Genomic DNA, 13,165 nt, shown 5'->3' on the forward strand with positions numbered 1-13,165 from the left:
TCAGGCCGCGGGCGGATCGGCGATCATCGCGGTGAAATTCGCCTGCGCCGCGACCTTGCCGTCGATCAGCGCCTTGCCGGCGAATTTGCACACCGTCGCCCGTTTCTGGACGAATTCGACCTCGAGCCGCAGCAGTACGCCGGGTTCGACCGGCATTCTGAACTTCGCTTCGTCGATCGCCATGAAATAGACGAGCTTGCCCGAGCCCGCGAGCCCAAGCGATTCGACCGCAAGGATCCCCGCCGCCTGCGCCAGCGCCTCGACGATGAGGACGCCGGGCATGATCGGGCGGCCGGGGAAATGCCCCGCGAAAAAGCCCTCGTTGATCGTCACCGCCTTGATCGCGGCGATCCGCTGGTCGGGGATGATCTCCTCGACCCGATCGACCAGCAGCATCGGATAACGATGCGGCAGCGCCGCCATCACCCGCTTGATGTCGAGCGGGCCGATGGCAGGCCGATCGGCGGCGGCGGTGTCGCTCACCGGCCCTGCGTCTGTGCGGGGGCAGCGGCGGCGGGTGCGGCCTGCTGGTGCTGCTGGCCGGGCTGCCAAGTGGCGGGCGGCGAGATGCTCACGCTGGGGACGACGCGGTCGAGCTCGGCGGTGATCGCCGGGGTGATGTCCACCGCCGGCTGCGCGAAGAACGCCGATTCGGGGCGCAGCAACAGGCTCACATTCTTTTGCCCGACCACGGTCTGCACCGCCTTGTCGAGATGCGTGCTGATCTGCTCGAGCGCATAGCCCTGCGCGCGCGCGGCGGGCTGCTGGAGCCGTGCGAGTTCCTGCTTGCCGGCTTCCTCGCGCTGGCGGATCGTCTGTGCCTGCGTGGTCAGCGCGGCTTCGTTCGGGGTCGCGGCGCTGCGCGCGGCGTTGAATGCGTCATAAAGCGGCTTGAGCTCGGTCGCGATCGCCTGACGGCGCGCTTCGGCCTGGTCGAGCTGCGCCTTGTAGGTGGTCTCGATCTGCTGCTTGGCGGTTGCCCATGCCTTGGTGTTCGCAACGGCCGCTTCGGGATCGGCCACCGCGATGCCCGCGACCTGCGCGTGCGCGGTGCCGCCGATGGCGAGCGCCGGCGCGGTGAGGGCCGCCGCGGCGAGGAAGGTCTTCAGATTGATCATCAGAATTGTCCACCTACGTTGAAAGTGATGAGTTTCTTGTCTTCGCCCCGCTGACTGAGCAGCGCCTTGGCGATATCGATACGCAACGGGCCAAACGGCGAATTCCAGTTGACGCCAAAGCCGACCGACAGGCGCGGTTTCCAGCTGAAGCCGTAGAAATACTCGGCAAAGGGCGCGATCGACGTGGTGTACGCGGTGTTGGTCGAGGTGCCTGCGCAGACCCCGCCGAAGGTATCGGCATAGCCCGTCGTGCAGGTCGTCACCTTGCCCGCATTGTCCGCGGCGTCGGTGGGCACGATGTAGAGCGGACGCCCCTCGCCATCGAGCACGGGATTGATGATCGGATCGACGATCACATTGCCGTCGGCGTCCGTATGCGTCGGGAACACAGCGGTCGGCAGCGGTTTCTTGACGTCGAACAGCGCGCCGAAATCCATGAAGATCGACGGCCTGAGCCCAAGTTCCTGCGCACCCGAACCGAGTGGGATCTCCAGCTCGACATGGCCCAGATAATAGGCCTTGCCGCCGAGCGCGTCGTCGTAGATCCGATCCTTGTCGGTCACCAGCGTCTGCTTGCCATCGGCATCGGTGGTATAGGGCACGCGCTGGACGCGCGGGCCGACGCCGCGGATGTCGAAGCCGCGGAACTGCGGTTCGCCGAGGTAGAAACGGTCGATGATGCGGACCTTGTCGATCCCCGGGCCGCGGCTCTTCTCGAGCGAGAAGATGTACCCGCCCTCGGCGCGGACCGAGAAGATGAAGCCGCCGCCGACCCCCCAGTATTTGCTCGCTTCGGCGCGGGTGCGGACATATTTGACGTCGCCGCCCAGCCCCGCGAAATCCTGGCTGAACACCAGCCGGTTGCCCGCGCTAGGGCGCAGGCGGCTGTTGAGGCTGTCGTTGATCAGCGAATAGCCGATCGACGAGGTCAGCCGGTCGCCGAGCGAGTCGCACAGATAACGGCCCGCCTTGAGCGGATCGCACGAGCCGTCGGTGTCGAGGAACTGCTTGTCGAGCCCGACTTCGTCGTACGAGAGCTGATAGCGCCCCGCGAGCGACCAATATTCGGTGAGTGGAATGCCCGAGCGGAGCTGGAAGCCCGTCGACACCTGGCTGTAGGTCGTCTGCCGATCGCGGCCGAGATAGTTGAACGCATTGTAATCGCGCCGGAAAATATCCGCACCGACGGCGACCGATTTGTCGAACAGATACGGCTCGGTGAAACCAAGCTGCACCGACTTTGAATAAGCCGAATAATTAACACTAGCCCGCAATTCCTGGCCCTTGCCGCGGAAATTGCGTTGGGTGATGCCGGCCTGTATTATGAATCGTTCGAGGCTTGAGTAACCTGCTGAAAGCTGGATTTCGCCGGTCGAGCGTTCCTCGACATTGGCCTCGAGCACGAGCCGGTCGGGGGCCGACCCGGGGGTCTGCTTGATCTCGAACTTGTCCTGGAAGAAGCCGAGCGAATTGATCCGGTCCTGCGAGCGCTTGACCTGGAAGCTGTTGAACGCATCGCCCTCGGCAAGCCGCATCTCGCGGCGGATCACCTTGTCTTGCGTGTTGGTGTTGCCGTTGATGTCGATCCGCTCGACATAGGTGCGCTGCGACTGCGCGATGCGGAAATTGATCCCCATCGTCAGCGTCTCGCGGTCGCGGTGGAACTCGGGATCGACCTCGGCAAAGGCATAACCGACCAGCCCCGCGGTCTCCTTGAGCGAATCGATCGAATCCTCGACCGCCTTGGCGTTGTACCAATCGCCTTTGTGGAACGGCAGCGCCGCGGCCAGCCGATCGCCGTTGAAATCGCGAATGTCGCTATCGACGGTGACGTCGCCGAACTTGTAGCGCGGCCCTTCCTCGACGACATAGGTGATGATGAAATCGCGCTTGTCGGGGGTCAGTTCGGCCACCGCCGAGGTGACGCGGAAATCGGCATAGCCTTCGGTGAGATAGAATTGACGCAGCTTCTGCTGGTCATAGGCCATCCGATCCTGATCGTAGCTCGTATTCGAGCTCAGGATCGTCATCAGGCGCGCTTCCTTGGTCGCCATCTGCTTGCGCAGCTTGCCGTCGGAAAACTCCTCATTGCCGAGGATGTTGATCTGGCGGACCTTGGATTTCGGTCCCTCGCTGATCTCGAACACCACATCGACGCGGTTCTGATCGAGCGCGACCATCTGCGGCTGGACGTTGGCGGCGAAGCGCCCTTCGCGGCGATAGAGTTCGATGATCCGCGTCACATCCTGCCGCACCGCGGTGCGGGTGAAGATCTGGCGCGGCGCGAGTTTGATTTCCTTGGTGATCTTGTCCGACTTGAGGTGCTTGTTGCCTTCCAGGATCACCCGATTGATCAGCGGGTTCTCCTTGATCCGGATGACGAGCTGGCCGGTCTGCGCGCCGTCGATCGCGACATCGGCGAACAGCCCGCTGTTGAGCAGATCGCGCAGCGCCTGATCGAGCAGCGGGTTGCTGAGCGGCTGGCCGACCTGAAGCTTGGTGTAGGACAGCACCGTCGCGGGCTCGATCCGCTGCGACCCATCAACGCGGATCGAGGTGATCGTGCGCTGCGGCGTGGTATCGGTCGACGCTGCCGGTGGAGGATTGGCTGCGGGCGGGGTCTGTTGCGCGGCCTGTGCGTACGCCGCCATCGGGAATGCCGACAGCATCGTGCCCGCAAGCAGGAAGGCGGTGGCCTGGACGCCGAAACTGGAAATCTTGGTCGCTGTCACTGTCCCACCCCAAAAGGTATGTTTGCTGCCGGAGGCACGGCCGCGCCGCCCTGCCCCAACCGGCTCAGCCGATCAACCCGGCCAGATTTTTCCACAGTCCGAACGCGCCCAGATCGTTGAAGGTAACCAGCAGCATCAACGCGAGAATCGCCGCCAATCCACCACGGAATGCCCATTCCTGCACCTCGGGCTCCACCGGCCGCCGCCGAACCGCTTCGATTGCATAGAACATCAGATGGCCGCCATCCAGCACCGGGACTGGCAACAGGTTGATGAATCCCAGATTAATCGAGATCAGCGCGATCAGGAACACGAACGAGTCGAGCCCCATCACCATCTGTTCGCCCGAGACTCGCGCGATCGACAGCGGGCCGCCCAATTCCTTTACCGAGCGCCGCCCGCTGATCACCTGGCCGAGCGTTTCGACCATCATCCGGACGATGTCGCCGGTGCGCTCGACCGCAACCACCGGCGCGCGCATGAGCCCGACCGTGGCATGAACGGGCTCAGACGGACCGATGCCGAGCAAGCCGACGCGATATTCGTTGCCGAAGCGGTCGCGCTCGACGACCGTGCCGATCGCCGCGACGCGCGACATCGCCTCGCCGTCGCGCCGGAAATCGACCGTGACCCGTTCGCCCGCGCGGATTTTGACGTAGCGGACCATGTCATCGAAAGTTGTCATCGAGCGCCCGCCGAGCGCGACGATCGTATCGCCCGACGCCAGCCCGATTCGCGCGGCCGCACTGCCTTCGACCACGGTGCCGACGGTCGCCGGGGTGCGGCTTTCGCCATAAGCGAGCGCGAAACCGGCGAGAATCAGGATCGCGATCAGGAAATTGGTCACCGGCCCCGCCGCGACCACGATCGCGCGTTGCCACAAGGGCTTGGACTGGAAGGTGCGCGAACGCTCCTCGGCGGGCAGCGCGAGCCAATCCGACGAGGGTTGCCCCGCCGGGTTCATGTCGCCGGCGAATTTGACGTAGCCGCCGAGCGGCATCCAGCCGAGCTTCCAGCGCGTGCCGCGTTTGTCGGTATGGCCCCAGATCTCGCGGCCGAAGCCGATCGAGAAAGCGTCGGCCTTGATCCCGAACCAGCGCCCGGCGAGATAATGCCCCAGTTCATGGACGAACACGAGCGGCCCGATCACGAGCATGAACGCGACGATGGTGAGGAGCACGCCGGGAGAATCGATCAAGCCACGCAATCCTTTACACGCTCGCCCGCGATGGCCCGTGCTTCGGCATCGATGGCGAGCACCGCGTCGAGGCTGTCCGGCGCCGCCGGGGAATAGCACGCCAGCGTATCAGCGACGATTGCGGCAATTTCAAGAAATCCGATGGCGCGCGCAAGGAACGCGGCGACCGCCACTTCATTGGCGGCATTGAGGATCGCGGGCCGCGCGCCATCGGCCTCCAGCGCCTCACGGGCCAGCCTGAGCGCCGGAAAGCGTTCGGGATCGGGGGCTTCGAAGTCGAGCCTGCCAAGCGTCGCGAAGTCGAGCGGCGCCATCGCCGTCTCCATCCGATCGGGCCAGGCCAGCGTATGCGCGATCGGGGTGCGCATATCCGACGGGCCGAGTTGCGCGAGAATCGAACCATCGACATATTCGACCATCGAATGGATCACCGATTGCCGGTGGACGATGATCTCAAGCTGGTCGGGACGGACCGGGAACAGCCGCGCGGCTTCGATCAGTTCAAGCCCCTTGTTCATCATCGTCGCCGAATCGACCGAGATCTTGGCGCCCATCGACCAATTGGGGTGCGCGACCGCCTGTTCGGGGGTCATGCCCCGCATCTCGGCGACGCTGGTATCGCGAAATGGCCCGCCGCTTGCGGTCAGGATCACCCGCCGCACCCGGTTTGACCGCACCGAATCGAAGCATTGGAAAATCGCATTATGTTCCGAATCGGCGGGCAGCAGCGTGGCGCCGTGGCGTGCCGCTGCCTCGAGGACCAACGGCCCCGCCGATACCAGCGGCTCCTTGTTGGCGAGCACCACTGTACCGCCCCGTTCGAGCGCGGCCATCACCGGGCGCAGCCCCGCGCAGCCGACGATCGCGGCCATCGTCCAGTCGGCACCGAGCGCGGCGGTGTCGCACACCGCCTGGGTGCCGCCCGCGCTGACGATTCCCGTACCGGCAAGCGCGGCGCGCAGTTCAGGCAACGCGGCCTCGTCGGCCACCACCGCATAACGTGCGTTGGTGCGGATCGCCGCTGCCGCAAGGCCTTTCGCGTCACGATTGGCGGTGAGCCCGAGCACCTTGAATTGATCGGGCGCGCGCTCGATCAGGTCGAGCGTCGATGTTCCCACCGATCCGGTCGCCCCGAGAATGGTAACGGTCTTCATCCGAGCAACTCGCGGATCGGGATCAGCACCAGCAACGCGGCGAGCGGCGCCACCGGCACCAGCCCGTCGAGCCGATCGAGCACCCCGCCATGGCCGGGCAGGATCGCGCCGCTATCCTTTACGCCCGCGCGGCGTTTGAGCCAGCTTTCAAACAGATCGCCGCCCTGCGCGACCACCCCGAGCAGCGGTGACGCGAGCGTCAGCCGCAGCGGCAGGCCATGGCTGTAGTGAAGCGTGATCCCGAGCAGCGCCGCCGCGAGCACGCCGCCGCCGAGCCCTGCCCAGGTCTTGTTGGGGCTGATCGCGGGCGCCAGTTTGGGGCCGCCGATCGCCCGGCCCGCGGCATAGGCGCCGATGTCCGTCGCCCAGACCAGGGCGAGCGCCCAGAACGCGAAGACGACGCCGTTGCCCGGCGTCTCGCGGATCAGCAGCAACGCGAACACCGGCAATCCGCAATAGAAAATACCCCAGCCGAGGATCGGCCGTTTCGTGACGATGACGATGAAGAACGCGGCACCGAGCAATAGCCCGAGCGCGAAAAAATCGGGCCCGGCGGCAAACGGGCTGAAGATCGCGAGCGGCACGAACAGCGCATATTGGGCGAGCCGCCGGGTTTGAGGCGGCATCTTCGCGAGATCGGCCCATTCGCCCATCATCAGCAGCGCCATCACCGCGGCCAGCAGCCAGAACGCCATGCCGCCGAACACCAGCGCCGCCACCGCGACCACGATCAGCGCGATCCCGGCGACCACGCGCAGCATCAGCTCGGACGGCTGTTTTCGGACCTGCGAGCTAGTCACAATCCGCCGAAACGCCGCTCGCGCCGGGCAAAGGTCGCGATGGCCTCGCGCAGCCTGGCGCCGTCGAAATCGGGCCATAGCGTGTCGACGAACAGCAGTTCGGCATAGGCTGCCTGCCACAGCAGGAAGTTCGACAGCCGACGCTCACCCGAGGTGCGGATCACCAGATCGAGCGGCGGCAGGCCGACGGTGTCGAGTTCGGCCTCGATCGCGGCCTCGTCGATCGCCTCGGCAGCGATCTCGCCAGCGGCCGCACGCGCCGCGAGGCGGCGCGCGGCGGCGGCGATCTCGGCCTGTGCGCCGTAATTGAGCGCGATGACGAGAATCGCGCCGGTATTGCCCGCGGTGCGCGCGACCGCGGCATCGATCATCTGGGCGAGATCGGTGCCGAAACGGCGATAATCGCCGATCACGCGCAACCGGACGTTCTCGCTCACCAACTCGTCGAGATCGGAGCGGATGAAGGTGCGCAGCAGCGCCATCAGATCGGTGACTTCGGTATCGGGCCGCCGCCAGTTCTCGGACGAGAAGGCGTAGAGCGTCAGCGCTTCGATCCCGAGCCTACGCGCCTCACGCGTGACCTTGCGCACCGCCTCGACACCCGCGCGATGGCCTGCGACGCGCGGCAGCAGCCGTTTCTTCGCCCAGCGCCCGTTGCCGTCCATGATGATCGCGACATGACGCGGCATACCCGGTCCACCACCCGTGGCGGGCACGAAGGCGGGGCTGGTGCTCATCGGCGCCAAACGCCCCCGGCACGAACCGAAGAGAAAGAGGCCGGCGCGGTCCTCACTGGCCGAGAATTTCCTTTTCCTTGGCCTGCGCCACCGCATCGATGTCGGCGATCGTGCCATCGGTCACTTTCTGGACCTCGGCCTCATGGCGCTTGCGCTCGTCCTCGCCGAACAGGCCCTTCTTTTCGTCGGTCTTGAGGCTGTCCATCCCGTCACGACGCACGTTGCGCGCGGCCACACGCGCCTTTTCGGCATATTGGCCGGCAAGCTTGGCGAGTTCCTTGCGGCGTTCCTCGGTCAGATCGGGGATCGGCAGCCGCAGCGTCTGCCCGTCGGCGATCGGGTTGAGTCCAAGCCCGGCGGAGCGGATTGCCTTGTCGACCGGCCCCACGTTGGATTTGTCCCACACCTGGACGCTCAGCATCCGCGGCTCGGGCGCCGAGACGGTCGCGACCTGATTGAGCGGCATCGACGCGCCGTAGACCTGAACGGTGATCGGATCGAGCAACACCGTCGAGGCGCGGCCGGTGCGCAGACCGGCGAGATCGTGTTTGAGCGCCTCGACCGCGCCCGCCATGCGCCGTTCGAGATCGGCCTTGTCATAGGCGGCCATGATCCTGCTCCCTTCTAATCGATTGAGCTTATTCTACCACGGAAAGCGCCGGTTCGACGACGTTCGTGACGATCGTCGCCCTGCCCTTTCCTTCGAGCACCGAGGCGAGATTGTGTTCGCCGCGGATGTTGAACACCACGATCGGGATATTGCTGTCCCGGCACAGCGCCACCGCGCTGGCATCCATCACCTTCAGATTGTCCGCGAGAACGCGATCGAAGGTCAACGCGTCATATCGTTTGGCGGTCGGCACCTTCTTGGGATCGGCATCGTAGACGCCGTCGACGCTGGTGCCCTTGAACAGCGCGTCGCAGCCCATTTCGGCCGCGCGCAGCGCCGCTGCGGTATCGGTGGTGAAAAACGGATTGCCGGTCCCCGCCGCGAAAATGACGATCCGGCCCTTCTCCATATGCCGCACCGCGCGGCGGCGGATATAGGGCTCGCATACGCTCGACATCGGGATCGCCGATTGCACGCGGGTTTCGACGCCGATCTTCTCGAGCGCCGCCTGCACCGCGAGCGCGTTCATCACCGTTGCGAGCATCCCCATGTAATCGCCCGTGGTCCGGTCGATTCCCTGCGCGACGCCGGCCAGCCCGCGGAAGATGTTGCCGCCGCCGACGACGAGACACAGATCGTGCCCCGCCTCCTTCGCCGCCGCGATCTCGCGGGCCACGCGCGCGACCGTGTCGGGATCGATCCCGAACGGCGACTGGCCCATCAGGACTTCGCCCGACAGCTTGAGAAGAATACGTTTGAAGCGGGGCAGCGTCATGGAACCTGGCGAAACGATAGGGGGAAAGGTGAAGGCGCGCGGACCTTAGTAGCGCGTCTGGTGGATGCCAAGCGCTGATCCCGTGCAATCATCGTGCATGGCGGCGTAAACGAAAACGGGCGAGGTGGCCGGACCATCGCCCGGCTACCCCGCCCGCCATCGAACCGATGATCGTTTACTTGGTGAGGCCCGCCGTCGCGGCGACCTCGGCAGCGAAATCGCTCTCTTCCTTCTCGATGCCTTCGCCGAGCTGGAAGCGGACATAATCCTTAAGCGTGATCGTCGTGCCCGCGGCCTTGCCCGCCTTGGCAACGACGTCCGCGATCGGGGTCTTGTTGTCCATCACGAACAGCTGGCTGAGCAGCGCGTTCTCCTTGGCGAACTTCTTGACAGCCCCCTCAACCATCTTGGCGATGATATCGGCGGGCTTGCCCGATTCCGCGGCCTTTTCACCCGCGATCTGGCGCTCGCGCTCGAGCACCTCCTGATCGAGCCCGGTCTCGTCGAGCGCCAGCGGGAAGGCCGCGGCGATGTGCATCGCGAGCTGCTTGCCGAGCGGCTCGAGCACGTCGACGTCGGCATCGCTCTCGAGCGCGACGAGCACGCCGATCTTGCCGAGGCCCGGCGCCTGCGCGTTGTGGACATACGAGATGACCGCGCCCTGCGACACGTCAAGCCGCTTGGCGCGGCGCAGCGACTGATTTTCGCCGATCGTCGCGATATTGTTGGTCAGCGCATCACCGACGGCGGTGCCCGAAGGCATCTTCGCGGTCGTGAGCGCGTCCATATCGTCGCCCTTGGAGAGCACGATCGCGGTCACATCGCGAACGAACTGCTGGAACTGCTCGTTCTTGGCGACGAAATCGGTCTCCGAATTGACCTCGACCGCCGCGCCCGCATTGCCGGCGACGGCGACCCCGACCAGTCCCTCGGCCGCGGTGCGGCTCGACTTCTTCTGCGCGGCGGCAAGCCCCTTGGTGCGCAGCCAATCGACGGCGGCCTCCATGTCGCCGCCGCTCTCGGTCAGCGCCTTCTTGCAATCCATCATGCCCGCACCGCTGCGGTCACGAAGCTCCTTGACGGCGGCTGCAGTGATCTCGGCCATTGGGTCAATTCCTCATATATCGTGAAATGGATGCGGGCGGGGGAAGGCATCCGCCCTACCCCGCCCCCATGACTGTCCGGCGACGGTTCAGGCGTCGAGCTGGCGCTCGCCCTCGGCCGCCGTTTCGGGCTCGGTCGAGGCGGCGGGCGCCTCAGGTTCAGCCGCCAGCGCGGGCTCGACCGGCGGCTCGGCCATCGCGCCGAAATCCTTGCCGCTCATCATCGCCGCATCCTGGCCACCGCGGGTCGCGGCGATCGAGACGGCTTCGCAATAGAGGCGGATCGCGCGGCTCGCATCGTCGTTGCCGGGAACCGGGAAGGCGATGCCGTCGGGCGAGACGTTGGTATCGAGGATCGCGACGACGGGAATGCCAAGCGTGTTGGCCTCCTTGATCGCCAGCTCTTCCTTGTTGGCGTCGATCACGAACATCACGTCGGGGATGCCGCCCATGTCGCGGATGCCGCCAAGCGACAGCTCAAGCTTGTCGCGCTCCCGCGTGAGCTGGAGGACTTCCTTCTTGGTGAGGCCCTGCGTGTCGCCCGCAAGCTGCTCGTCGAGCGCCTTCATGCGCTTGATCGATTGCGAGATCGTCTTCCAGTTGGTGAGCATCCCGCCCAGCCAGCGGTGGTTGACGAAATGCTGGCCGGCCTTGCGCGCGCCATCGGCAACCGCTTCCTGCGCCTGGCGCTTGGTGCCGACGAACAGCACCTTGCCACCCGAGGCCACCGATGCGGCGACGAAATCGAGCGCGCGCGCGAACAGCGGCACGGTCTGCGACAGATCGATGATGTGGACGCCGTTGCGATCGCCGAAGATGTAAGGCTTCATCTTCGGGTTCCAGCGATGCGTCTGGTGGCCGAAGTGAACGCCGCTTTCGAGCAATTGCTGCATGCTGACGACTGGTGCCGCCATAAGGTAATTCCTTTCCGGTTGTTCCTCTGGGAAGCAGTGATCCATCGGCCACAGGCCCGGACACCGGTATAGAGCGCTTCCCATGCGGGATTGAGCGCGCGCCACTAGCCCAGGCGGCGCGCGAAATCAAGCGTTGACATGTGGAACGAATATGGAACATATAGTGTTCAACACGGGCACACGGAACGCATTTCCCACTATTCGGTTGGCGACGTTCCTGAATTTTCTCCGCGATCAGGGAGTTTGGACGATGATGGCAATGGTGCAGCTTGTGGTGTTCGCCGGCGCGCTGGCGCTGATCGCTTTTGTCCTGGCCGAAACCGTCATCCCCGCGCTGCCGCGTATGGCAATGCTGCTGCGGGGCGAGGCCGATCCGGCGGTGCGCCCGGCCTTCACGCCGTGGGCGGCACCGATCCGTGATCGTCGGCGGGCCGTGGTGCGGGGGCGTGCGCCGCGGCGCGAAGCCGCCTGACGCGCGCATAGCTCATGATGCTGAACGGCATCGCGATCAGATAAAACAGGCAGAGCGCGCTGGCGGTGTGCCACGGCGCCGAGATCAGCCCGCCGCCGAGCAAGGCGACGACGATGATCGCCTCGAAGCGGATATTCTGCCGCAGCTTGAGCGAACTCCACGAGAAAGTGGCGATGTTCGACACCATCAGCGCCGCCACGAACGCCACCCAGGGTGCGACCAGCCAGGCCGAGCGGAAGATCGGCTCACCGGTCCAGAACCACAGATACATCGGCAGCATCACCAGCCCGGCCCCCGCCGGTGCGGGCACGCCGGTGAGGAATCCGGCTGATTTGTGCGGCTGCTCGGTCACGTCGATATTGGCGTTGAAGCGCGCGAGCCGGAGCGCGCACAACACCGCGAAAGCGAGCGCGCACATCCAGCCCAGCCGCGGCAGATCGATCAGCGTCCACAGGAACAGGATCAGCGCGGGCGACACCCCGAACGAGATCGCATCGGACAGCGAATCGAGTTCGGCGCCGAATTTGCTCTCGCCGTGGAGCATCCGCGCGACGCGCCCGTCGAGCCCGTCGAGCACCCCCGCGACGAGCACCATCAGCACCGCGCGTTCCCACTCGCCGCCGATCGCGAAGCGGATACCGCTCAACCCGAAGCACAGCGCGAGTGCGGTGACGGCGTTAGGCGCGACCGCACGCAGCGGCAGACCGCGCCGCAGCTTGGGCCGCCTTTCCTTCACAACCGTGTCTCGATCACTGGGCGACGCCGGATACCGGCTGTCCGCCGATCCGGCCAAGCACCGTTTCGCCAGCGACGGTGCGCTGGCCGAGCGCGACCTGGCACGCCGCATCGTCGGGGAGATAGACGTCGACGCGGCTGCCGAAGCGAATCAGCCCGATCCGCTGGCCCGTCGCGACGATATCGCCGGTCTTGGCGAAGGTGACGATCCGGCGCGCGACCAGCCCGGCGATCTGGGTGAAACCGACGCGGCGGCCGTCATGGCCTTCGACGACGAAATGCTGGCGCTCGTTCTCGTCGCTCGCCTTGTCGAGATCGGCGTTGAGGAACTTGCCCGAGATATAGACGATCTGACGAATCGTGCCGCTTACCGGCGTGCGGTTCACATGAACGTCGAACACGCTCATGAAAATCGAGACGCGCACGCGGCTCGCCTCGCGAAGGCCGTTCTCGCCCGTCATTTCGATCGGCACGGGAACGCGCTGGATCATCGTAATCAGCCCGTCGGCGGGCGCGATGATCAGATCGTCGCCCTGCGGGGTGACGCGCACCGGATCGCGGAAGAACGCCGCCACCCAGACCGTGAGGCCGACCAGCGGCCAGGTCACGAAATCCCAGACGAACAGCGACACCAGCGCCACCGCGCCGGCGATCAGGATATATTTGCGTCCCTCGGGATGGACCTCGGGGAAACGCCACTTCACCGGGGCGGCCGTAACGGGGGGCTTATCGAGCGGGGACATGCGGCACGGTCTAGCGACGCGGCGTCCGCAACACAATCGACTCCCGCGCATCGGACGCACCAGTATTGCCCCCA

General features: G+C 65.5%; 14 protein-coding genes. 1 reads left to right on the forward strand and 13 read right to left on the reverse strand.

Annotation, left to right across the window (positions count from 1 at the left end; all coding sequences use genetic code 11):
* The 11 genes from fabZ to rpsB form a co-directional block, all read right to left on the reverse strand.
* Complete coding sequence (gene fabZ, locus NFE57_RS10725; RefSeq protein ID WP_353653906.1) at positions 1-483, reverse strand: 3-hydroxyacyl-ACP dehydratase FabZ; 483 nt, start codon at positions 481-483, stop codon at positions 1-3.
* The gene (locus tag NFE57_RS10730; protein WP_252135572.1) at positions 480-1,118 is read right to left on the reverse strand and encodes an OmpH family outer membrane protein; all 639 of its coding nucleotides are present in this window, start codon (positions 1,116-1,118) and stop codon (positions 480-482) included. The genes fabZ and NFE57_RS10730 overlap by 4 nt, the downstream gene beginning before the upstream one ends.
* Positions 1,118-3,850: an outer membrane protein assembly factor BamA gene (bamA, locus tag NFE57_RS10735; RefSeq protein ID WP_252135573.1), complete on the reverse strand. Its 2,733-nt coding sequence runs from the start codon at positions 3,848-3,850 to the stop codon at positions 1,118-1,120. The genes NFE57_RS10730 and bamA overlap by 1 nt, the downstream gene beginning before the upstream one ends.
* A 64-nt stretch (positions 3,851-3,914) precedes the next feature.
* Positions 3,915-5,048, reverse strand: coding sequence for an RIP metalloprotease RseP (gene rseP, locus NFE57_RS10740; RefSeq protein ID WP_252135574.1), 1,134 nt, complete (start codon positions 5,046-5,048; stop codon positions 3,915-3,917).
* Positions 5,045-6,202 (reverse strand): 1-deoxy-D-xylulose-5-phosphate reductoisomerase, encoded by a 1,158-nt coding sequence (gene dxr, locus NFE57_RS10745; protein ID WP_252135575.1) that lies wholly within the window; start codon positions 6,200-6,202, stop codon positions 5,045-5,047. The genes rseP and dxr overlap by 4 nt, the downstream gene beginning before the upstream one ends.
* Complete coding sequence (locus NFE57_RS10750) at positions 6,199-6,963, reverse strand: phosphatidate cytidylyltransferase (RefSeq protein ID WP_252135576.1); 765 nt, start codon at positions 6,961-6,963, stop codon at positions 6,199-6,201. Before NFE57_RS10750 ends, dxr begins: the two co-directional genes overlap by 4 nt.
* 35 nt (positions 6,964-6,998) lie before the next feature.
* Complete coding sequence (locus NFE57_RS10755) at positions 6,999-7,739, reverse strand: isoprenyl transferase (RefSeq protein WP_252135577.1); 741 nt, start codon at positions 7,737-7,739, stop codon at positions 6,999-7,001.
* Positions 7,740-7,791: 52 nt separating this feature from the next.
* Positions 7,792-8,349, reverse strand: coding sequence for a ribosome recycling factor (gene frr / locus NFE57_RS10760; protein WP_252135578.1), 558 nt, complete (start codon positions 8,347-8,349; stop codon positions 7,792-7,794).
* Between the two features lie 28 nt (positions 8,350-8,377).
* The gene (gene pyrH / locus NFE57_RS10765; protein WP_252135579.1) at positions 8,378-9,124 is read right to left on the reverse strand and encodes a UMP kinase; all 747 of its coding nucleotides are present in this window, start codon (positions 9,122-9,124) and stop codon (positions 8,378-8,380) included.
* 175 nt (positions 9,125-9,299) lie between these two features.
* Positions 9,300-10,229: a translation elongation factor Ts gene (tsf, locus tag NFE57_RS10770; RefSeq protein ID WP_252135580.1), complete on the reverse strand. Its 930-nt coding sequence runs from the start codon at positions 10,227-10,229 to the stop codon at positions 9,300-9,302.
* 87 nt (positions 10,230-10,316) lie between these two features.
* Positions 10,317-11,141, reverse strand: a complete 825-nt coding sequence (gene rpsB, locus NFE57_RS10775) for a 30S ribosomal protein S2 (protein WP_252135581.1) — start codon at positions 11,139-11,141, stop codon at positions 10,317-10,319.
* A gap of 163 nt (positions 11,142-11,304) precedes the next feature.
* Between rpsB and NFE57_RS10780 the strand changes: the two genes are divergently transcribed.
* Positions 11,305-11,613, forward strand: coding sequence for a hypothetical protein (locus NFE57_RS10780; protein WP_252135582.1), 309 nt, complete (start codon positions 11,305-11,307; stop codon positions 11,611-11,613).
* Here the strand turns inward: NFE57_RS10780 and NFE57_RS10785 are convergent.
* Positions 11,534-12,349: a CDP-alcohol phosphatidyltransferase family protein gene (locus NFE57_RS10785; RefSeq protein WP_252135583.1), complete on the reverse strand. Its 816-nt coding sequence runs from the start codon at positions 12,347-12,349 to the stop codon at positions 11,534-11,536. The two genes, NFE57_RS10780 and NFE57_RS10785, sit on opposite strands and share 80 nt — an antisense overlap.
* A 13-nt stretch (positions 12,350-12,362) precedes the next feature.
* Positions 12,363-13,091: a phosphatidylserine decarboxylase gene (locus NFE57_RS10790; protein ID WP_252135584.1), complete on the reverse strand. Its 729-nt coding sequence runs from the start codon at positions 13,089-13,091 to the stop codon at positions 12,363-12,365.
* Positions 13,092-13,165 lie beyond the last annotated feature (74 nt).

It is taken from the genome of Hephaestia sp. MAHUQ-44 (genome assembly GCF_023806085.1).
In the GTDB taxonomy this organism is placed as follows: domain Bacteria; phylum Pseudomonadota; class Alphaproteobacteria; order Sphingomonadales; family Sphingomonadaceae; genus Sphingomonas.